Source organism: Streptomyces sp. NPDC002935 (genome assembly GCF_040611295.1).
Lineage (GTDB): Bacteria > Actinomycetota > Actinomycetes > Streptomycetales > Streptomycetaceae > Streptomyces.
Window position 1 is genome coordinate 259,371 of record NZ_JBEXNW010000009.1, and the last position, 20,825, is coordinate 280,195.

Annotated in this window: 22 protein-coding genes and 1 riboswitch; of the genes, 14 read left to right on the top strand and 8 right to left on the bottom strand. The window is 70.0% G+C overall.

Annotation, left to right across the window (positions count from 1 at the left end; genetic code table 11):
• Window positions 1–65 precede the first annotated feature (65 nt).
• On the top strand, window positions 66–497 hold the full coding sequence (locus ABZX90_RS15125) for a hypothetical protein (RefSeq protein ID WP_351132846.1): 432 nt from the start codon (window positions 66–68) through the stop codon (window positions 495–497).
• Between the two features lie 75 nt (window positions 498–572).
• Here ABZX90_RS15125 and ABZX90_RS15130 read toward each other — a convergent pair whose 3' ends face one another.
• The 7 genes from ABZX90_RS15130 to ABZX90_RS15160 all read right to left on the bottom strand — a co-directional run bounded on the left by ABZX90_RS15130 (window position 573) and on the right by ABZX90_RS15160 (window position 5,484).
• Window positions 573–1,484 carry a hypothetical protein gene (locus ABZX90_RS15130; protein ID WP_355205006.1) on the bottom strand — a complete coding sequence of 304 codons (912 nt, stop codon included), beginning with the start codon at window positions 1,482–1,484 and terminating at the stop codon, window positions 573–575.
• Window positions 1,485–1,538: 54 nt separating this feature from the next.
• Window positions 1,539–1,700 (bottom strand): hypothetical protein, encoded by a 162-nt coding sequence (locus ABZX90_RS15135; protein ID WP_351132842.1) that lies wholly within the window; start codon window positions 1,698–1,700, stop codon window positions 1,539–1,541.
• 116 nt (window positions 1,701–1,816) lie between these two features.
• Complete coding sequence (locus ABZX90_RS15140) at window positions 1,817–3,682, bottom strand: hypothetical protein (RefSeq protein ID WP_351132840.1); 1,866 nt, start codon at window positions 3,680–3,682, stop codon at window positions 1,817–1,819.
• A gap of 111 nt (window positions 3,683–3,793) precedes the next feature.
• On the bottom strand, window positions 3,794–3,976 hold the full coding sequence (locus ABZX90_RS15145; protein ID WP_355205010.1) for a DUF397 domain-containing protein: 183 nt from the start codon (window positions 3,974–3,976) through the stop codon (window positions 3,794–3,796).
• Between the two features lie 11 nt (window positions 3,977–3,987).
• Window positions 3,988–4,104 carry a hypothetical protein gene (locus ABZX90_RS15150; RefSeq protein ID WP_355205090.1) on the bottom strand — a complete coding sequence of 39 codons (117 nt, stop codon included), beginning with the start codon at window positions 4,102–4,104 and terminating at the stop codon, window positions 3,988–3,990.
• A 206-nt stretch (window positions 4,105–4,310) separates the two neighbouring features.
• Complete coding sequence (locus ABZX90_RS15155) at window positions 4,311–4,679, bottom strand: hypothetical protein (protein WP_351132836.1); 369 nt, start codon at window positions 4,677–4,679, stop codon at window positions 4,311–4,313.
• Between the two features lie 88 nt (window positions 4,680–4,767).
• Window positions 4,768–5,484: a hypothetical protein gene (locus ABZX90_RS15160; RefSeq protein WP_351132834.1), complete on the bottom strand. Its 717-nt coding sequence runs from the start codon at window positions 5,482–5,484 to the stop codon at window positions 4,768–4,770.
• A 418-nt stretch (window positions 5,485–5,902) separates the two neighbouring features.
• Between ABZX90_RS15160 and ABZX90_RS15165 the strand changes: the two genes are divergently transcribed.
• The 5 genes from ABZX90_RS15165 (at window position 5,903) to ABZX90_RS15185 (ending at window position 9,959) form a co-directional block, all read left to right on the top strand.
• Window positions 5,903–6,730, top strand: a complete 828-nt coding sequence (locus ABZX90_RS15165; protein WP_351132833.1) for a glycoside hydrolase domain-containing protein — start codon at window positions 5,903–5,905, stop codon at window positions 6,728–6,730.
• A 55-nt stretch (window positions 6,731–6,785) separates the two neighbouring features.
• A complete protein-coding gene (locus ABZX90_RS15170) occupies window positions 6,786–7,106 on the top strand; it encodes a hypothetical protein (RefSeq protein WP_355205013.1) in 321 nt (106 codons plus the stop codon).
• Window positions 7,107–7,244: 138 nt separating this feature from the next.
• Window positions 7,245–7,913: a hypothetical protein gene (locus ABZX90_RS15175; RefSeq protein ID WP_355205016.1), complete on the top strand. Its 669-nt coding sequence runs from the start codon at window positions 7,245–7,247 to the stop codon at window positions 7,911–7,913.
• Window positions 7,914–8,148: 235 nt separating this feature from the next.
• Complete coding sequence (locus ABZX90_RS15180) at window positions 8,149–8,808, top strand: SurA N-terminal domain-containing protein (protein WP_351132830.1); 660 nt, start codon at window positions 8,149–8,151, stop codon at window positions 8,806–8,808.
• Window positions 8,809–8,912: 104 nt separating this feature from the next.
• Window positions 8,913–9,959 (top strand): nucleoside triphosphate pyrophosphohydrolase, encoded by a 1,047-nt coding sequence (locus tag ABZX90_RS15185; protein WP_355205018.1) that lies wholly within the window; start codon window positions 8,913–8,915, stop codon window positions 9,957–9,959.
• A gap of 56 nt (window positions 9,960–10,015) precedes the next feature.
• Here the strand turns inward: ABZX90_RS15185 and ABZX90_RS15190 are convergent, their stop codons facing one another.
• On the bottom strand, window positions 10,016–11,227 hold the full coding sequence (locus ABZX90_RS15190; protein WP_355205020.1) for a globin domain-containing protein: 1,212 nt from the start codon (window positions 11,225–11,227) through the stop codon (window positions 10,016–10,018).
• 169 nt (window positions 11,228–11,396) lie between these two features.
• On the opposite strand from ABZX90_RS15190, the gene ABZX90_RS15195 reads away from it, so the two are divergent.
• The 8 genes from ABZX90_RS15195 to ABZX90_RS15230 all read left to right on the top strand — a co-directional run bounded on the left by ABZX90_RS15195 (window position 11,397) and on the right by ABZX90_RS15230 (window position 20,646).
• A complete protein-coding gene (locus ABZX90_RS15195; protein WP_355205023.1) occupies window positions 11,397–12,668 on the top strand; it encodes a cytochrome P450 in 1,272 nt (423 codons plus the stop codon).
• A gap of 90 nt (window positions 12,669–12,758) precedes the next feature.
• Entirely contained in the window at window positions 12,759–13,898 is a 1,140-nt protein-coding gene (locus tag ABZX90_RS15200) for a transglycosylase family protein (protein WP_355205026.1), read from the top strand.
• 183 nt (window positions 13,899–14,081) lie between these two features.
• Window positions 14,082–14,275, top strand: a riboswitch (cyclic di-AMP (ydaO/yuaA leader).
• A gap of 4 nt (window positions 14,276–14,279) precedes the next feature.
• A complete protein-coding gene (locus ABZX90_RS15205; RefSeq protein WP_355205028.1) occupies window positions 14,280–14,978 on the top strand; it encodes a transglycosylase family protein in 699 nt (232 codons plus the stop codon).
• Between the two features lie 348 nt (window positions 14,979–15,326).
• A complete protein-coding gene (eno, locus tag ABZX90_RS15210) occupies window positions 15,327–16,613 on the top strand; it encodes a phosphopyruvate hydratase (protein ID WP_261703999.1) in 1,287 nt (428 codons plus the stop codon).
• 136 nt (window positions 16,614–16,749) lie between these two features.
• Window positions 16,750–17,226 (top strand): septum formation initiator family protein, encoded by a 477-nt coding sequence (locus ABZX90_RS15215; RefSeq protein WP_351132820.1) that lies wholly within the window; start codon window positions 16,750–16,752, stop codon window positions 17,224–17,226.
• 39 nt (window positions 17,227–17,265) lie between these two features.
• Entirely contained in the window at window positions 17,266–17,883 is a 618-nt protein-coding gene (locus tag ABZX90_RS15220; RefSeq protein ID WP_351132818.1) for a DUF501 domain-containing protein, read from the top strand.
• Window positions 17,880–18,821: a Ppx/GppA phosphatase family protein gene (locus ABZX90_RS15225; protein WP_351132816.1), complete on the top strand. Its 942-nt coding sequence runs from the start codon at window positions 17,880–17,882 to the stop codon at window positions 18,819–18,821. The genes ABZX90_RS15220 and ABZX90_RS15225 overlap by 4 nt, the downstream gene beginning before the upstream one ends.
• Before the next feature lie 430 nt (window positions 18,822–19,251).
• Window positions 19,252–20,646: an NAD(P)/FAD-dependent oxidoreductase gene (locus ABZX90_RS15230; RefSeq protein WP_351132814.1), complete on the top strand. Its 1,395-nt coding sequence runs from the start codon at window positions 19,252–19,254 to the stop codon at window positions 20,644–20,646.
• Window positions 20,647–20,825: the final 179 nt, after the last annotated feature.

A 20,825-nucleotide genomic window follows, 5' to 3' on the forward strand; every position in this document is an offset into this window, starting at 1 on the left:
GTGCGCGCGGAGAGAACTTCGCGCGCACCAGCTCCGTTCACGGTCAGAATCAGTGGTGGCGAGATATGTTTCCTGAGGTCGGCAGCGAAGTCATCGTCTCCTGCGAGCCGGCAAGTGCCCGGGTCGCTGCGGTGAGTCCGCGGTACGTTTCGCTGGAATGGCCCTGGAGGGTGATCGACAACTCCACGAACATCCGGTGGAATGGAAGGTTTTCGCTGCCGCATGGCGAATTCAACTCGGAATGGGTTCCATTCCAGCTTGAACCGGCGGCTTCCGAACTTCGCGCGGGGGACATCTGCACGATTTCCATTCCGCCGACGCGCCTCTATGTCGGGCATTACGAGGAGTACGATCCTCCACGCAACCTGGGCTGGGCTCCCGCGCCCACCGCGGGAATCTACGTGGTCCCGCCGGAGCATTCGGACGAGGAGGAGGCGGGGTGCATGCTCTATCTGGGCGGTGCTGATCCCATTCGCGTGGAGCCGGTGGAGGACTGAGGCCCGGGGCGCGAGCCTGGCGCGCGCAAGAGGCGGTCATCACGGAAGAGTTCGTACTCTCCGGTGGTGTTCGGCTCACGTCTGTCGAATGGCAGGAGGAGCCGTTCCGGTCTCTTCGGCAAGTGCCCACAGATGTACGGACGTCGCGTCCTCGGAGACGGTGTACCAAGTGCCGTTCCCCGCCGAACGGGCGGGCCCGGAGACAGGGAACGGGTAGAGGATCTGGCCGGTGAGGGCCATCCCGTGTACGTCGACCAGCCAGTGGCGGACCGACTCGTACCGGGCGTCGCACTCGGAGGTTCCGGCGACGATGGTGTCCTCGCCCACGAAGGCTGCCTCGCAGTCCCAGTACACCCGGCCCTCGCCGGTGCTTCCCGGGTGCGGCGGCACCGTGTCCTCGGCGTCCAGTTCCCGCAGGACGGAGCCGTCGTCCACCTGGTGGAGGCAGAGGGACCACTGTCCGACGGGAACGGCCAGGAGGTGTCGGCCGGACGGGCTCACCCCGAGGAGGATCTGCTCGATGCCGAGTGACTCGGCTGTCAGGTGCTGTCCGTCCCAACGTCCCCACAGCACGGGCGATCCCTCCTCGCCCTCGCCGATACTCAGCCCCATCTGGGCCGGATCCGGGTGGGGCGTGTGCTCGGAGCCGGAAGCCACCGTCATGGTGTCCACCCGACCGAGGGTCTTTCCGTCCGTGGCGTCCAGGACCATCCACAGCTCCTGGTCGTCCTCCGTGTCTCCCTCGCCTTCCAGCGGTCCCCGGACATGGGCCCAGACGAGTCGGCCGTCGGAGGAGACAACGACTGAGCCGCTGTCGGCGTAGAAGTGGTCCTTGGCGTGGGCGTATTCGTCGAAGGACAGGTGGGTGAGGGGGCGACTGCCCTCCCAGCAACCGTGTCGTACCTCCCACCGCGTCGCACCGGTCGCCTCCACCGCTCGCACCGCGTGCAGACCGGCGAACACCGCCGCGTCCCGCTCCGGTGACACGGTCGCCGATCCGAAGTGGCGTGGCCAGGGCGCCGGGAAGCGGACCTCGGGCGCTCAACCCGTGCCGGGGGTGTCCAGGTCGAGGGCCACCAATTCGGTGTCACCACGCTGCACGAGCAGCCTGCGGCCGGGCCACTGCAACACCTGCGGAGCCTCCGCCGTCGCCGGGTCCAGGGGAGCGGCGACGGTCATGACGAGACGAGCGGCGATGGTCACGGAATCCTCCGGGAGGCAGTGGGAGACGCGGACCTGTGACGCGGTGTTCCCATGTCTCGTGCCGTGTTCGAGCCTCCCTCCTGGCCGCGGGCGGCTATGGCTGTGGCTTGGCTTGGTCAGTCGGTGGTGAGCAACGTGCGGGACAGGGTGCGGAGTTCTTCGTCCGGATGGCCCTGGCCGGAGAAGGGCGCGTCGGTGAGCAGGCGGAGCGGGGAGGAGACGAAGGAGTCAAGGGTGGGGCGGAGCTCCTCCGGGACCTGGCCGATGGCGGCGAGGGCCTTGAGGGCGCGGAGGCCGACCGGAGTGGGTCCGACCAGGTCGGCGAGGACGGGGACGGCGCGGTCCGGGGATCCGGTGATCCAGAAGTGGGCCTGAGCGGCTGCCATCCGGGTCCACTCGTAGCCCGCCTCCAGCAGAGGCTCGATACGAGGCAGCAGCGGCGCGGCGGCGCTCCCCAGCGGCTCCAGGCCGCTCACGTACCAGTGGGTCTGACCCCGGGCCGAGAAGAGCTCCTCGTACGTGTGAAGCGCCACGTCGGTGTCACCGGTCAGCTGGTGGTGGGCCACGGCTGCCGTGGCTCTCAGCGAGTTGTCGGTGCTCCGCGTGGCGTTGCGCAGCAGGTCGGTGATCTCCGGCGTCCGTATGCCGTTGAGCCCGATCTGGCGGGCGGCGACGATGGCCGCGCGACGGTTCTTGAGGCAGTCGACCAGTTCGGGCTGGGCCGCGCGGGCAGCGGCCCCGAACGGTGCCAGGGCCCTGACGAGGGCGATGCCCTCGTTCCCGGTGGCGCCCGCGGCCAGCTCACGGCGGATCACGGGGATCAGCCGGTCGGCCGTCTCGGGGAAGTGCTGCGCCGCCGCTTCGAGCAGCTGGGCACTGGGGCGGCGCAGCACGAGTTCCAGGGCGCGGGTGTCGCGGGAGTGCACCAGGGCGAGTAGCGCAGGCTCGGCGCTCTCGTCGTCGGCACGGGCGTACCCGTGGAGCGCGTCCCGGAGGTCGGCGCCCGGCTCGGGCAGGTGGCCGATCCAGTGGCCGATCGTACGGAGGCGAGCGGTGAGGCCGGCGGTGTCCTTCTGACGGGGCAGCGCGGCCAGCAGCAGATCCAAGACCTCGCGCTCCTTGTCGCGCCAGGTCCCGGCGATCTCCTGGGCCAGCCAGGAACCGCGTGAGCCGAGGTCTCCCGCCGCGATCCAGCGGGCGGCCACGGCGAGGCCCGCGTCCGGGTCCCGGGCGAGCAGGCGGGTGAGCTGCTCCTCCTGGGTGGTGGTGCCCGACCACGGGAAGTCGTCGTCCCCCGGCTCGGGCTCGGCACCGTCCTCGGCCATGACCTCCACGAGCGCGGCCGGGTACGGCGTCCCGGACCGTTCGGCGGCCAGCAGGGCCGCGGCGAGTCTGACCTCGGCCAGCGGGCTGTCGAGGGGCTCCAGCACCGGGCCGAAGCGATTCAGGACGATCAGCGCGTCCGCCCGCACTGCCGGGACCGGATCGTCGACGTAGAGAGCCTTGACCTGCTCGACGGCCAGGACCCACGGCTTGTACGGGAGCAGCTCGACCACGGCCGCGACCACGCGGAGCGCCGCCCGGCGTACCCCACGCTCGGGGTCCCCGAGGCACGGCAGCAGGTCTGGGATCACGTCGCAGAGCTCCGCGCAGATCGCGGCGACCGAGCTGCCCGGCCAGTGCGGCGATTCGATGTCCGCCGGGTCGTGGTCGGCGAGGGTGGCGAGCAGCATCAGCAGTTCTTCGCGCTTGCCCGACGCGTGAAGCACGGCGTGCGCGAGGAAGGGGACGGCGGGTGCCGAAGCCGGGTAGACCGTGCCCTGGTGGTGGATGTTGCCGTAGAGCTCGTAGATCGCCTCGTCGGCCGTCTCCTCGTCGCCCTGATAAAGCGCCCTGATCAGCTCAGGCACGTCCTCGGCGGAGCCGTAGGCGTGGGTCAGGTCGGACCACTGGACGTCGTCCAGTTCGGCCGGAGATCTCATGCTCATCCTCCTCAGCTGATCAAGCGCACCGACCCTACCGATCACCTCTGACAACGGTACGGCGAGAGGAAGCGGTCCTGCCCCGACGTCCAGGTCGAGCGCCCCGAGACGCTAGCGGCGCGTCGTCCGCAAGGCGGCTATCAGGGTGGCGAGTTGGTGCGGGCCGGTGGTGAGGATGGCCTCCGGGGCGTCGCTCTCACGGAGGAGGATCGTTCCGGTGGGGGTGGTGGCCACATAGACGCAGGCGGAGGCCTCCTGGCTGTACGTGGACTTCTGCCAGTTCAGTTCGGGCATCGAAGGCTCCTTCAGAGGTCTTTGGCGAGCTGGAGGATGAAGTCGCGGGACTTGGCCTGGGGAAGAGCGGCTTGCTGCATGCGGTCCAGGACCAAGTGGTAGCGCTCCAACTGGGCGGGGGCGTCGATGAGTTCGGCGCACGCGCCGCTCTAGAGGGTCCTGCGTGGCACCCGGCGGGCGTGAACCGCCGGGCGCCTTCGCGTTCATGCGGGGCGCAGGGTGCCGGTCCGTGGATACGGGGGCGCCGGGTACCTGCCTGCCCGGATACGGCGTGCTCGGCGCCCAGGCTCGGATACGCGGGGCCGGGTCCCGGCGCAGGTACGGGTTCCGGGCGTCAGCGCAGGTACGGGTTTCCGGGGGCCTGGCCCGGCCAGGGGCCCTGTGCGAGGCCCGCGCCGACCATGGCGTTCCGCGGCGTGGGCTTGTCGAACAGCGGGAACAGCAGCAGCCACACGGCGATCGCCATGGTGGCGACGGCGGTCGCCCCGAGGACGGGATCCCCCGAGTCGGACTGCGTCGACGCCCACGGCAGGGTTATGAGCTCGTACAGCACGAACGAGGCGAAGGCGCCCCAGTCGGCGCCCCGTCCCCGGCGGATCGCCACATACAGGAACGGCACCCACACCAGCAGACCGAACGACCCGACCGCCAGAACCGACCACGCCAGCCGCTGGAACCAGCCGGCTTCCAAGCGCTTGTCCATCACACCCCCGAAATACCCCGCGCGCCCCCCGAGAGGTTTCTCGGGCCCCGAGAAACCTCTCGGGGGCGTCATGTTCCCACCTGGCGGGTCAGGCGTGCTCGTGTTCGCCCTTCAGGGACGTCACGATCCGTGCAGCCAGCTTCTTCGCGGTGGCCGCGCCGTTGTCGTGGCCGTCCGTGGACATCACCGTGACGACGTCGGTTCCGGAGCGCGCGGCGATGAGGGTCGTGCCGTTCTCCCAGGCGCTGTTGGTCAGGGTGACCGTGTACGCGGCGTCGCCCGGACCGGAGGTGGTGGTGCCGGTGACCTTCACCGCGGTGTGCGTGTCCGAGTCGGGGAAGGTGGCGCAGGCGGTGACCGCCTTCTCCAGGTCGGTCAGCACGGTCGCGGCGGTCGTGCCGCGGTAGGTGTCGACCTCCTGGGCGATGTCCTCGGACGTGGCCTTGCTGACGTAGTCGTTCTGGGCGAAGGAGACGCCCGAGTCGCCGGTGATCGCTATCCAGCTGGTGCCGCCGAGGAGGGTGCAGTCGGGCTTCGGTGCGGGGGAGGAGCCCGGCGCGGTGTAGGTGGTGCCGGAGTCCCGTGCGCCCTCGGGGTCGACCGCAAAACCGGTGGCGAAGAAGGAGGCGGGCGCCAGCGCCTTCTTGAGCTGTGCGCCCGTCAGCAGTCCGGCGTTGGGGTCCTTGGGCTTCTTCGCAGTGGCGGACGGGGACGAAGTGCCGTTCGCGGAGGCGCAGGCCGTCAGGGCCAGCGGGAGCACGGCCGCGGCGAGCAGCGCCTTGGCCGCGCGGGAGGGATGACGCATCGGGATCTCGATGTCCTTCGACGTGATGGTCGGGACGGGCCGAGCGCCCGTCCGAGCAGGGCTTTCAGCCCGAGCGGACTCTAAAGGCGCACAGAGAACACAAAGTCATGTTCGCTTCAAGATCGTGCAAAAGAGGGGGATCCCCGGCCCGGGGTTCCGTGAACTCGCATGTTTTTGCCGTGCCTTGAGGGAATCTTGTGGCGAACGAGATCCGGCGTTTCCCGTCTGGTGAGGCGGCGTCGGTTACGGTGCGATCCGCTCCCGGCGTCGGGGGTCGGCGCCCTTCACGGGCGGGCCGGATGAGGGCGCCGCATCAGGAGCGCATCCGTCTTTTCGCTCGACCGCTTTTCGTTGTCCTGGTTCCACGGGGCGCGCATGTTCTGCGCGCTGTGATGTGCATGTCATGAATGGGGTGGGAATGTCCAGCCATCGGATGTCCAAGAAGGGCCGCTACATCGCTTGGGCGACGGCGGGCGCGGCCGTGGTCGCCGGAGCCGGGATCGCGGCACAGGCGTCGATGGCGGCGACCACGTGGCCCGCGCAGAAGACCTTCACGGGCCGTGCCTTCGACACCTGCACCGCGCCCTCGCTGACCGCGATGAAGGCCTGGCACACGGGCTTCTACGGAGCGGCCGCCGTGTACATCGGCGGCAAGAACCGCGGGTGCAGCCAGCCCAACCTCACCGCGTCCTGGGTGAAGTCGGTCAGCACGCTGGGATGGAAGCTCATCCCGTTGTACGTCGGCGCCCAGCCGTCCTGCCAGACCGGCAGCAGCCCCGAGAAGCTCACCGCCGCGACCGCCGCGTCCATGGGCGCGACGGACGGCGCGGACGCGGTCGCCAAGGCCACCGCCCTCGGCATGAAGGCCGGCAGCCCGATCTACCTCGACATGGAGTCGTACGACATCACCAACAAGGCCTGCAACGACGCCGTGCTGACGTACGTGCGCGCCTTCGACAAGACCCTGCACGCCAAGACGTACCGCACCGGGTACTACGGCTTCACCAGCTCCAGCGCCAAGGCCATCGCGACGGCGACCGACAAGACGGACCTGCCGGGCAACCTCTGGTACGCGCTGTGGGACAAGGCGAACACCACGACCACCGACTGGCCGTGGGGCGCCACCCAGTTCACCGGCCACAGCCGTGCGCACCAGTACATGGTCAACAGCAAGGAGACCATCGGCGGTGTCACGATCACCGTCGACCGCGACGCCTGGGACGCGCCGGTCGCCATCACCGGCTGACGTACGCGATCATCCGAGCCGTAGATCGTAAGAACATCCGGAGGAGGAGCAGGGTATGAGGGTCGAAAGGCTGCCGGCGATTGTCGGGCCGTCCGCCGTCCGTGCCGGACTGGCGGCGCTTCCCGTCGTCAGTGTGGGGCTGTTGTGCCCTGTTCCGTCCCTCCTGATCGCCCTGCGGAGGGGCACCCGCGCGGACTGGGCCGCCTTCGGGGCGTTCAGCGCGGTGCTGGTGGCGTGGATCATGCAGCTCTCGTTCACGCCCGAGACCACGCACGGGCTGGAGTTCGCCGACGACGTGCTCCTGGTCCTGGTGTCGATGGCCGGCGCGGCCCTGCACGCCTGGACGGCCTGGCCCCGCCGTCGCTTCGGGCACTAGCGAGACGCCTGGCGGAACGCCGGGAACACCGGGAGCGCCGGGGAATCCGGGAACACCGGAAAGACAGGCGGCGCCAGGAACACCGGGAACCATCCGGCACACCGGCGGACAGCGGAACGAAAGTACGGGAACAACAACGTGGTCAAGCGGGTCAGACAGGTGCCGCCGGCGCAGCGCGCGAAGGCGGTGCGCGACGACACCTGGACATCGCGGCTCGCCGCCGGTGCGCGGGCCGTTCTCCAGCGGTTGCTCGGGCTGGGCGGCCGGAGGATCGCGATGGCGGCGGGTGCCGTGATCGTCGCGGCCGCGGTCGCGGTCACCTGGTACGTCCTCTCCCGCACCGACACCGAGCGTCGACTGCCCGACGCCAGGGCCCGGCACTACAAGGACGTCGACGCCTGCCTGCTGACCGGCAAGGACGGGATCACGGCCGGGACCACCGCGGCCGAGGTCTGGCAGGGCATGCAGGACGCGTCCCTCACGACGCACGCGCGCGTGAGCTACGTCCCGGTGACCGGTGAGCAGTCCGCCGCCAACTCGCGGCCCTATCTCAACGGACTGCTCCAGCGGTCCTGCGACGTGGTCGTCGCGGCCGGAAAACCCGAGGTCACGGCGGCCGAACAGACCGCTCCGCAGTACGGGAAGGTCGGCTTCGTACTGGTGAGGGCCGGCGCGACGGACGGCGGAACCGGTTCCACGGAGAGCGGTAAGGCGCACGCCGCGAACGTCACCGTGGCGCACATCGGCGACGGACTGCGCGCGGAGGTCGCCGGGGTCGTCGAACGCGAAGTGAAGGCGCGCGACTGAGGCGATATGCCGGGTGATCTACCGGGTGATCTACCGGGTATCGACCGAGTCATCGACCGGGCGTGGTCACTCGTACGGGCGGACCGTGGTCGTTCCGCGAGGCGGGGATGCCTCGACGGTGCCTGAAGTCGTCGTGAATCGTTGGTCGAATGGCTGGCCGAGAGGCGGGCCACTGCCTACCATCGATCACCGCAAGACTTTGTGCACCGTCGCACAATCTCCTCGGGAGGCTTCCTTGCACCGCCGCCGTCGCACCGCGCTCGTCCTCTCCGCCGCGATCGTCGCGGCGGCCCCTCTGCTCACCGGCTGTGGCAGCGAGGCCCATCCGGGCGCCGCGGCCGTCGTCGACGGCCGGCGGATCACCGTCGCGCAGCTGGAGGGCCGGGTGAACGAGGTGCGCTCGGCGCAACGGGCCGCCAGCAAGGACGACGCCCAGTACGAGCAGGTCATCGCCAACACCGGCACCCTCACCCGCGACACCCTGCACGGCATGGTCCTGGACCGGGTGCTGGACCGGGCGGCCAAGAACGCCGACGTGACCGTGACCCGCAAGGACTCCCAGCAGATGCGGTCGGCCCTCGAACAGCAGGCGGGCGGCCCGAAGGCGCTGGAGACCGCCTGGCTGTCCAACTACGGTGTGGCGCCCCAGCGTCTCGACGCCAGCCTGCGCACCGAGATCGAGGCCCGGAAACTCGCCGCCGCGCTCGGTGTCGACATGAACACCACCGACGGCAAGGCGGCCTTCTGGAAGGCGATGTCCAACGCCTCCAAGCAGCTCCACGTCGACCTGAACCCGCGCTACGGCACCTGGGACGTCCAGAAGAGCAGCCGCGTCGACGCGAAGACGCCATGGCTGCGGGAGGTCACGTCGGCGAGGACCCAGCAGACGACGTGACCGCCGCCCGGCCGTCTCGCCGGGGCGTCTGACGGAATCCGACGGAGCTCCCGGCCCTGTGGACGACTTCGGGAGCTGTCGGTGGCGTGGGTTACGTTCGAGGGGTGAACGCAACCAGCAGCTTCGACGGCGACCCGACCACGCCCGGCCCCGGCCGAATCGTCCTGCTCACCACCAGCCACCGGGTCGCGCCCGGGCTGCTGTCCTGGCCCGCCTGGCAGGCGCTGCACGGCGCCGACCGGGTCCTGTGCGCGGACGGCGCGCACCCGCAGCTGCCGTATCTGCGCGAGGCCGGCATCACCGTCGACGAGGAGTCCCCGACCGCGGAGGACCTGGTCGACGCGTGCGCCGGCGGACGTTCGTTCGTCGTCGTCGCCACCGGTGAGGGCGAGCCCCGCCTCACCGACGGTCTGGCCCGGCTGGCGGGCTCCGGCCGCATACAGATGCCGGACCTGGAGCTGCTCCCCGCCTCCTACGACCTGCCCGGCGCCCGTCTCCTCGACCTCGTCCAGGTGATGGACCGCATCCGCGTCGAGTGCCCCTGGTCGTCCCAGCAGACCCACAAGGGCCTGGCGAAGTACGGCATCGAGGAGGCGTACGAGCTCGTCGAGGCCATCGAGGAGGGCGACCGGGACGAGTTGCGCGAAGAGCTCGGCGACGTCCTGCTCCAGGTCGTGTTCCACTCCCGGATCGCCGAGGACGACGAGGAGGCACCCTTCTCGATCGACGACGTGGCCGGGGGCATCGTCGCCAAGCTGATCCACCGGCACCCCCATGTCTTCGGCGACGAGACGGCCACGACGCCCGAGGAGGTCAAGGAGCACTGGCTGCGCACCAAGGCCGAGGAGAAGCGGCGCACCTCCGTCACCGAGGGCGTCCCGCTCGGCCAGCCGGGCCTGGCCCTGTCGGCCAAGCTGTCGTCCCGGGTGCGTACGGCGGGACTTGACGTCGCTCTGCCCGCGGGGGAGGGCGTGGGGTACGAACTGCTGGCGATGGCCGTCCGCGCCGAGGCCGAGGGCGTGGACCCGGAGGCGGCGCTGCGGGCGGCGGCGCGGGCCTACCGCGACGCCATCCGCCTGACGGAGGGCTACGCGGAGACGGACGAGGGCCGGGACGAAGACCGGATCGAGGGCCGGGACGAGGAAGCGTAAGAGGGACGGGGGACAGGGGGCAGGGCGAGGGAGCGGAGGCCTGGCGGCGGCCGGAGTCACGCTCGCGGGGTGCGGCTTGTCGGGTTGTGCCAGCTCGGCGGGGGGCGGTCGAGCAGCCATTCCGCCGCGCCCACCGGGCGGGGACGGTTCTCTCCCGTCGGCGGCAGCAGGTCGTGGAAGACGCGGTCGGCCGGTGTGCCCAGGGAGGGAAGGGTCTGGCCGACCTCCTCGACGAGATCGGGCGGACCGGCGACGTAGACGTCGTGCCGGGTCCACCCGGCCCGGCTGCCCAGCGCGGTGAGCAGCCGTTCCGTCGCCTGCGCCTTGGGGCGGCCGGGCGCGGGGGTGATGAAGGTGACGGCGAGCTTGGGGAGCCGGGCCCTCAGGCGTTCGACGGCGGGCCGATCGTAGAGGTACGCGATGTCGCGGGCGACGAGGAACAGACGGGCCTCGTGGGCGGCGTCGAGCTGCTCCAGCAGGGCCTTCACCGGGGCCCAGCCCGTGCCGGCCGCGATGAGGGTCAGGGGCCGGTCGGCCGGCGTCCGCAGGGTCAGGCCGCCGCCGGGTGCCCCCAGTCGCAGGATGTCGCCCACGCGGGTCTGCCGGACGAGGGCGGTGGAGAGCACACCGTCCTCGACACGGCTGATGTGCAGGTCGACCGTGCGGTCCGCGCGGGGCGCGTTGGCGAGGGAGTAGGGGCGCCAGACGCACGGCAGATGGGGCATGTTGACGCTGACGTACTGACCGGGGGCGTAGGTCAGGCGTTGCCGTGGCCGCAGGGTCAGGACGACGAGGTCGTCGCCGTGCCGGGTGCGGGCGACGACCTCCGCGTCCCACCAGCGGGGCTCGCCGTGGTGCTGGGCCTCCCAGGCGCCCTCCAGCATGCACTGGGCGAACGCCCCGTACGCCTCGGCCCAGGACTTCTCAGCCTCGGCGGTCCAGGCCGAGCCCGCGACGAACGCGAACGCGGCGATCAGACTCGCCCCCACGGCCGCGTAGTGGTCCGGCTGCGCCAGATATTTGCGGTGGTCCCGCCCGAGATCCCTGAGGTACCGCGGCAGGTCCGGATCCTCCAGCCCGTCCATCACGAACGTGAGCGCCGCGAACAGTCGGTCCCGCTGCCGCTCCATGTCCTGCGGGAGATCCGCCGGGAACAGCCCGCGGAGCTCCGGGTGGTGGCGGAACAGATGCGAGTAGAAGTACTTGACCGCGAACTCGGCCCGTCGTTCGACGACCGCGAAGCTGGATCTGAGTATTTCGGGGTCCACTGCGTGAATGTAGGGAGGTGCCGAGCGGCCGAGTCAAACAGCCGGCCATGTGTGGACAGCCTGGGGTGAAGCGGGCAGGGTTGCTCTCCGCCGCCGCCGTGCACCCCAGGTGCTGCCCCGATCGCCGGTCGGCGCGGGTGTCCCCGCCCGCTGCGGATACCGTCGAGAAGTGACCGAGCACGAAGCCTCCGCCAGCGCCGCCCCCGAACTCTTCACCTGGGAGTTCGCCACCGACCCCTACCCGGCCTACGCCTGGCTGAGGGAGCACGCGCCCGTGCACCGCACCCGGCTGCCCAGCGGAGTGGAGGCCTGGCTCGTCACGCGGTACGCCGACGCCAAGCAGACGCTCGCCGACCAGCGGCTGTCCAAGAATCCCGCGCATCACGACGAGCCCGCGCACGCGAAGGGAAGGACCGGGATCCCCGGGGAGCGCAAGGCCGAGCTGATGACGCATCTGCTGAACATCGATCCGCCGGACCACACCCGGCTGCGGCGGCTCGTCAGCAAGGCCTTCACACCCCGGCGTGTCGCCGAGTTCGCCCCGCGGGTGCAGGAGCTGACGGATCAGCTCATCGACGAGTTCGCGGCCAGGGGCTCGGCCGACCTCATCCACGAGTTCGCCTTCCCGCTCCCCATCTACGCCATCTGCGACCTGCTCGGCGTCCCGCGCGAGGACCAGGACGACTTCCGGGACTGGGCGGGGATGATGATCCGGCACGGCGGCGGGCCGAGGGGCGGGGTCGCCCGGTCCGTCAAGAAGATGCGCGGGTATCTCGCCGAGCTCATCCATCGCAAGCGCGAGGCGCTGCCCGCGGTGCCCGCACCCGGCGAGGACCTCATCTCCGGGCTCATCCGCGCCTCCGACCACGGCGAGCACCTCACCGAGAACGAGGCCGCCGCCATGGCCTTCATCCTGCTCTTCGCCGGTTTCGAGACCACGGTCAATCTCATCGGGAACGGGGTTCACGCCCTCCTCATGCACCCCGAGCAGCGGGCCCGTCTCCAGGCCTCCCTCGCGGCCGGGGAGAGCGGGCTGCTCGAAACGGGCGTCGAGGAACTCCTGCGCTACGACGGACCCGTGGAGCTGGCCACCTGGCGGTTCGCGACCGAGGACGTGCGGATCGGCGGCCAGGACATCGCGGCCGGCGATCCCGTGCTCGTGGTCCTCGCCGCCGCCGACCGCGACCCCGAGCGGTTCGATCAGCCGGACACGCTCGATCTCGCGCGGCGTGACAATCAGCACGTGGGGTATGGCCACGGCATCCACTACTGCCTGGGCGCGCCGCTCGCCCGCCTGGAGGGGCAGACCGCCCTCCGCACCCTCCTCGACCGCCTCCCCGATCTCCAACTCGCAGGAGATTCGGCTGATTTGCGCTGGCGTGGAGGGCTCATTATGCGTGGATTGCGCACGCTTCCTGTGGAGTTCACCCCGGTCAAATAGCCCTTGATCGGTTCATCGGCGACCCTTCGGAACCCCTGTCGAAGGGGTTCTTCCGCATACCGGAAAGAGCGCCCTTCCGGCTACCGGAACATGACGCTCCATCAAATCTGTGATCTTCGCGTGATCGGTAGTGCATCGACTTGTGACAACCGTTCGAGTCCGGCTACGTTCACCCATCAACGCGGCACCTGCGCTTCCTACTTCGCAGGAGTCGCCGAAGTCACCTGCTGTCACGCGAAAGGCTTCCGTATGCTCTCCGGGAACGGCCGTCACCGTCGCCCTCGTCAGGCCCCGGCTCTCATCGTCGCCGCGGGAGTGGCTGGATCGGCCATCGCCATCCCGTTGCTCGCCGCGGCGAGTGCCAGCGCGGCCGACGGAACCACCTGGGATCGGGTGGCGCAGTGCGAGAGTGGCGGCGCGTGGAGCGCCGACAACAACAACGGGTATTACGGCGGGCTTCAGTTGGACCAGGAGACCTGGGAGGCGCACGGCGGTCTCGACTACGCCCCGAGAGCCGACCAGGCCAGTCGCTCGCAGCAGATAGCCGTCGCCGAGAAGGTGCTCGACGACCAGGGCCTCGCGGCCTGGCCGACCTGTGGACCGCTCTCCGGGCTCGGCAAGAGTTCGGGCGGCATCAAGGTCGACACGGGCGTGGCCGACGACTCGTCGAGCGCCGGGAGCGACTCCGGCTCATACACTTCATCCGGTTTGTCGACTTCGCCCAGTTCATCCCCTTCCTCGAACCTGTCCGGTTCGTCCGATTCGGGTGACTCCTCGGGCGCGGCCGACAGCACCGCGAAGCCCCACGCCTCGCAGGGTTCCGGCGGCTCGGACAAGGCGACCGGCAAGGCGGCCGACAAGGCGACCGGCAAGGGTGGCGAGTCGGGCAAGTCCGGACAGAAGGGCGCTTCTTCGGACGCCTCCGACGGTGCGAGCGCCAGTGCCGGCCGGCACCGTGGTGCCGACGCCGAGGAGAGTGTGACCGACGGTCGTGGCGACAGCGCCGCCGGGCGGCACGCTTCGCGCGGCTCGCGCGACGCCATCGACGTCATCGACGACTCGCCCGCCGTGAGCGTCGTGGGCAGTCTCTGGAGTGTTTCCGACGCCCTCGGCCTCGAAGGCGGATGGGGCGAGCTGCCCACCGTGAACGAGGAGGCGGTTGACGCCGGTCCCGGCCTCGTCGTTCCCGGTCGGAGCATCTCTGTTGCTACCGAAACGGTCGAAAAGTAGCGGGAGTTCGCGTCATAGTTCGCTGTGGAATGTCCGGTTTGGTGCGAGTGAGAGATGGGTCTCAGAAGCCCTGATCGTCTTTGATATTCCGCCGATCGACTGCTTACGGTCGTGACCGCTCGCCACAGCGGGCCCCGACGGTCACAACGCCGAATCCTGCCAGCGGCCGTACGGGAACAGTCGTCGCGTCATGCGCCGTAGGCAGGAGCGGGGGACCCAAGGTAAGTGCCGCGTCCGGGAGTTGAGAGACACCCGGAAACGGCTTGGGGTTAAGTCGCGTGTCGGACGTCCTGGAGACGGGACCGACGGCACGCGGCCGGGCAACTCAACCGGCCCGAACCCGACAGCTCACCTCGCAGGCGTCGGTGAGGGGATCACTCCATGCTGTTTTCCAGCAAGGGCAAGCACCGCCGTCCGAACAAGGCCACCCGCGTCGCCACGCTCGCCGGTGTCACCGGTGTCGCCATCGCCGCTCCGCTGATGGCGGCCGGCAGCGCCTCCGCCGCCACCGCTTCCGAGTGGGACGCCGTCGCCCAGTGCGAGGCCGGCGGCAACTGGTCGATCAACACCGGCAACGGCTACTACGGCGGCCTGCAGTTCTCGTCCTCCACCTGGGCCGCGTACGGCGGCACCGCCTACGCCTCCACCGCGGACCAGGCCTCGAAGTCGCAGCAGATCGCCATCGGTGAGAAGGTCCTCGCCGGGCAGGGCAAGGGCGCCTGGCCGACCTGCGGCGTCGGCCTGTCGAGCGCCGCGTACGGCGGTGACACCTCGACCCCGTCGACCCCCTCCAGCTCCTCCTCGAGCGGCTCGCAGAGCAGCACCACCACCCGTACGACGGAGCAGCCCGCCTCCCGTTCCGCGGAGCGCCCGGCCGCCCAGAAGACCGTCACCACCCCGACCGGCAAGAAGGTCAAGAAGGGTGACGGCGAGTACAAGGTCGTCAAGGGTGACACCCTCAGCTCGATCGCCGAGAAGAAGCACGTCAAGGGCGGCTGGCAGAAGCTGTTCAAGCTGAACAAGGGCATCGTCGCCGACGCCGACTTCATCTACCCGGGCCAGCAGCTCCACCTCCGCTGAGCCCGGCCGCACCCCGGCCCGACATGGTCGCCTTCGGCGGAGGGCGACCGCATGACCGGCCGGGCGCAGCCCCGCCCCAGCTGAACAGCAGCTCCCTCGCAGGTCGGGCCTTTGCGCCGAAGGCCTGGTGAGGGCCCCCGTCCCCACGGGCTCCCCGCTCCGGTGCTTGTTCCCCCGCATGCACCGGAGCGGGGTTTTTCATTTCTTTTTTTGTTCCGTTCAGGAACAATATGTACTCTCACTTCTGCTCAAGGGGTGGTCGATCGGCTGGCCGATCCCCTCGGGCCGGATAGGCTCATCCCGCGGGGCTGCCAAGCCCCGCATACCCGCGTCACATCCCAGAAGGAGATGCTCGTGCCGTCCATCGACGTCGTCGTAGCCCGGGAAATCCTGGACTCCCGAGGCAACCCCACGGTCGAGGTCGAGGTCGGCCTCGACGACGGCAGCACGGGTCGTGCCGCCGTTCCGTCCGGCGCTTCCACCGGAGCCTTCGAGGCCATCGAGCTCCGCGACGGTGACCCGAACCGCTACCAGGGCAAGGGTGTCGAGAAGGCCGTCCTCGCCGTCATCGAGCAGATCGGCCCGGAGCTCGTCGGTTACGACGCCACCGAGCAGCGCCTGATCGACCAGGCGATGTTCGACCTGGACGCCACCGACAACAAGGGCTCGCTCGGCGCCAACGCCATCCTCGGCGTCTCGCTCGCCGTCGCGCACGCCGCTTCCGAGGCGTCCGACCTGCCGCTCTTCCGCTACCTGGGCGGCCCGAACGCGCACCTGCTGCCCGTTCCGATGATGAACATCCTGAACGGCGGGTCGCACGCCGACTCGAACGTGGACATCCAGGAGTTCATGATCGCCCCGATCGGCGCGGAGTCCTTCTCCGAGGCCCTGCGCTGGGGCACCGAGGTCTACCACACCCTCAAGTCCGTCCTGAAGTCCAAGGGCCTGTCCACCGGCCTCGGCGACGAGGGCGGCTTCGCCCCGAACCTGGACTCCAACCGTGCCGCGCTCGACCTCATCCTCGAGGCCATCAAGCAGGCCGGTTACGTCCCCGGCGAGCAGGTCGCGCTCGCTCTCGACGTCGCCGCGTCCGAGTTCTACAAGGACGGCAAGTACGAGTTCGAGGGCAAGTCCCGCTCGGCCGCCGAGATGACCGAGTACTACGAGGAGCTCGTGGCGGCCTACCCGCTCGTCTCCATCGAGGACCCGCTCTTCGAGGACGACTGGGCCGGCTGGAAGGTCCTCACCGACCGCCTCGGCGACAAGGTCCAGATCGTCGGCGACGACCTGTTCGTCACCAACCCGGAGCGCCTGGCCCGCGGCATCGAGGAGGGCACCGCCAACGCGCTGCTCGTCAAGGTCAACCAGATCGGTTCGCTGACCGAGACCCTGGACGCCGTCGAGCTCGCGCAGCGCAGCGGTTACAAGTGCATGATGTCCCACCGCTCCGGCGAGACCGAGGACGTCACCATCGCCGACCTGGCCGTCGCCACCAACTGCGGCCAGATCAAGACCGGCGCCCCGGCCCGCTCCGAGCGCGTCGCCAAGTACAACCAGCTGCTGCGCATCGAGGAGATCCTCGACGACGCCGCGGTGTACGCCGGCCGCTCGGCGTTCCCCCGCTTCAAGGACTGAGCCTCCGGCTGAGGACTGAGCCTCCGGCTCAGGAAGCGTCGTCCGTACGTCCCCGTACTCGGTCCCGTACCGTGTGCGGGGACGTACGCACGTGACGGGCTAGTACTGACGGGCCAGTACTGGGGAGGCGGGACTCATGGCCGTGAAGGACCGGGACCGGTTCTCCACATCGACCAGGCTGAAGCTGCTCGGCGAGCAGACGGCGGCCCGGGTCTACCGCTCCCAGACCAAACGGCAGGCCCGCCGCTCCCGGCTGACCGGCCGGGCCGCGCTGCTAGCCCTCGTCCTGTGCTCCCTGATCGTCGCGCTCGCGTACCCGATGCGGCAGTACGTCTCCCAGCGCGCCGAGGTCGCCGACCTGGAGCGGCAGCGGGAGCAGGCCCGGCAGCGGGTCGAGCAGCTGCGCGACCTCAAGGCACGCTGGCAGGACGACGCGTACGCCGAGCAGCAGATCCGGCAGCGGCTGCACTATGTGATGCCGGGCGAGACCGGCTTCGTCGTGATCGACCCGGACGCGGCGAAGCAGGCCCGCGCCGACCACGGCACCACCGACCGCCCCTGGTACACCAACGTCTGGGACGGCGTGGACAAGTCCGACGCCGCCGACCAGTGACGACCCATGAACTGACCAGAAAGACACGTGACTCACGGCATGGAAACGCCACCGCCGACCACCCCGCGCACCGAGCCCACCGACGCCGACGTCGAGGCCTTCAAGCAGCAGCTCGGCCGGCCGCCGCGCGGGCTGCGCGCGATCGTGCACCGCTGCCCCTGCGGTCAGCCGGACGTGGTGGAGACGGCCCCCCGCCTCCCCGACGGGACGCCGTTCCCGACCACGTACTACCTGACCTGCCCGCGGGCCGCGTCCGCGATCGGGACGCTGGAGGCCAACGGGGTCATGAAGGAGATGACCGACCGGCTGGCCACCGACCCCGAACTGGCCGCGGCCTATCGCGCCGCCCACGAGGACTACATCGCGCGCCGTGACGCCATCGAGGTGCTCGCGGGCTTCCCGAGCGCGGGCGGCATGCCGGACCGGGTGAAGTGCCTGCACGTCCTGGTCGCCCACTCGCTGGCCGCGGGGCCGGGCGTGAACCCGCTGGGCGACGAGGCGATCGCGATGCTGCCGGAGTGGTGGCGCAAGGGGGCGTGCGTGACGCTCCCCGGCGAGGGCGGCCCGAAGAGCGAGGCGAAGGGCTCCGGGGACGCTGGGGACACCGGGGACGCTGAGGACTCCACGCAGGACGTCGTGCCGGGGGAGGGCGAGTGACCCGGGTCGCCGCCGTCGACTGCGGTACGAACTCCATCCGGCTCCTGGTGGCCGACGCCGACCCGCGGACGGGCGAACTGACCGAACTGGACCGGCGGATGATCATCGTCCGGCTGGGCCAGGGCGTCGACCGCACCGGCCGGCTCGCCCCCGAGGCGCTGGAGCGGACCTTCGCGGCCTGCCGGGAGTACGCGGCGATCATCAAGGAGCACGGCGCCGAGCGGCTGCGTTTCGTCGCCACCTCCGCCTCCCGGGACGCGGAGAACCGGGACGAGTTCGTGCGCGGGGTGCTGGACATCCTCGGCGTCGAGCCGGAGGTCATCACCGGGGACCAGGAGGCGGAGTTCTCCTTCACCGGGGCGACCAAGGAGCTGACCGGGCGGGACGACCTCGCGAGGCCCTACCTGGTCGTGGACATCGGCGGCGGTTCGACCGAGTTCGTCGTCGGGTCCGACCGGGTGCGCGCGGCACGCTCCGTGGACATCGGCTGCGTACGGATGACGGAACGGCACCTCGTGCGCGACGGAGCCGTGACCGACCCGCCCACCGCGGAGCAGGTCGCGGCCATGCGCGCCGACATCGAGGCGGCCCTCGACCTCGCCGAGGAGACGGTCCCGCTGCGCGAGGCGCGCACGCTCGTCGGCCTCGCCGGCTCAGTCACCACGATCTCGGCGATCGCCCAGGACCTCCCCGCGTACGACACCGTGGCCATCCACCACTCCCGGGTCTCCCTCGACCGGGTCCGTGAGATCACCGAGTGGCTGCTGCGCTCCACGCACGCCGAGCGCGCGACGGCCCCCTCCATGCATCCGGGGCGCGTCGACGTGATCGCCGCGGGTGCGCTCGTACTGCTCTCGATCATGGAGCGGACCGGGGCCCAGGAGGTCGTCGTGAGCGAACACGACATCCTCGACGGCATCGCGTGGTCGGTGGCTTAGGTCTCGTTCGCTACCGATCAGTAGCCTCGGCTGAGCAGGTCGGATAACGTATGAGCGCGTCCAGGGGGTCGTGGAACCCCCTCGGCGCGGCCCAGCCGGGAAAGTTCGTGAAGTTCTTCACAAGGAAAAGGGCCCTGCTGGGCGACGAAGGGGCCACTTGGGCCCTTCCGCAGGGCTCGGGCGGTCCGGGATGCTGCTCAACAGGGCGTTGCGACCACGTTTCCGGGTGGTGAAACAGGGGTGTGGTCCGCTCGGCCGAATGGGTTGGAGTGCAGCTCACGCGGTGTTGACAACGGTGCGAACCGTACGGTGGTTCCCCCCGGCCGCCATGACCTCGATCACGTGGGCCGCGGAGTGTAGCAGAGCCCCTGCCCATGCTTGTGAAGGGGCGCACGAGCGACCCCCCAGGAGCGGGTGGATACTCGATGGCATGAGCACCACGGAGCGTCCCAGGATCCTCGTAGTAGGCGGTGGGTACGTAGGCCTGTACGCAGCTCGGCGCATCCTCAAGCAGATGCGCTACGGAGAGGCGACCGTCACGGTCGTCGATCCCCGGTCGTACATGACCTACCAGCCCTTCCTCCCCGAAGCCGCCGCCGGCAGCATCTCCCCGCGGCACGTCGTCGTCCCGCTGCGACGTGTACTTCCCAAGGCGGAGGTCCTCACCGGCCGGGTCACCACCATCGACCAGGACCGCAAGGTCGCCACGGTCGCCCCCCTCGTGGGCGAGGCGTACGAGCTGCCTTTCGACTACCTCGTCATCGCGATGGGCGCGGTCTCCCGCACCTTCCCGATCCCCGGCCTCGCCGAACAGGGCATCGGCATGAAGGGCATCGAGGAGGCCATCGGCCTGCGCAACCACGTCCTCGAGCAGCTCGACAAGGCTGACTCCACCACGGACGAGGACGTCCGCCGCAAGGCGCTGACCTTCGTCTTCGTGGGTGGCGGCTTCGCCGGCGCCGAGACCATCGGCGAGGTCGAGGACATGGCCCGCGACGCGTCCAAGTACTACAGCAGCGTGTCCCGTGAGGACATGCGCTTCATCCTTGTCGACGCCGCGGACAAGATCCTCCCCGAGGTCGGCCCCAAGCTCGGCCAGTACGGCAAGGAGCACCTGGAGAGCCGCGGTGTGGAGATCTACCTCTCCACGTCCATGGACTCCTGCGTCGACGGTCACGTGGTGCTGAAGAACGGCCTCGAGGTCGACTCCAACACGATCGTGTGGACGGCGGGCGTCAAGCCCAACCCGGTCCTCTCCCGCTTCGGTCTGCCGCTCGGCCCGCGTGGTCACGTGGACACCCAGACCACCCTCCAGGTGCAGGGCACGGACTACATCTGGGCCGCGGGCGACAACGCCCAGGTGCCGGACGTCGCCGCCCGCAAGGCCGGTGTCGAGAACGCCTGGTGCCCGCCGAACGCGCAGCACGCGCTGCGGCAGGCGAAGGTCCTCGGCGACAACGTGATCTCCGGTATGCGGGGCTTCCCGCAGAAGGAGTACGCCCACGCCAACAAGGGCGCGGTGGCCGGTCTCGGCCTCCACAAGGGCGTCGCGATGATCGTCATGGGCAAGATGAAGATCAAGGTCAAGGGCCGTCTCGCCTGGTACATGCACCGTGGCTACCACGGTATGGCCATGCCGACCTGGAACCGCAAGATCCGCGTCTTCGCGGACTGGACGCTCGCGATGTTCCTCAAGCGCGAGGTCGTCTCCCTCGGCGCCATGGAGACTCCTCGCGAGGAGTTCTACGAGGCCGCCAAGCCGGCTCCGGCCGCGGTCGCCCCCGCGCCCGCCGCCAAGACCGAGGAGAAGGCCAAGGCCTCCTGACCTCCGGTCACCGAACGCCCAGAAGGGGCCGCCCGCCATCCGTGGTGCGGGCGGCCCCTTCGGCGTTTCCCCGGCACGAGAAACATGGCATCTACATGTGTTTTGCGAATTCGTGACGCGAAGGGGGGACTGCGCGCGGGGCGGGTAGATGTTTACGTGGTGTCGGAGCGTTCGGGAGT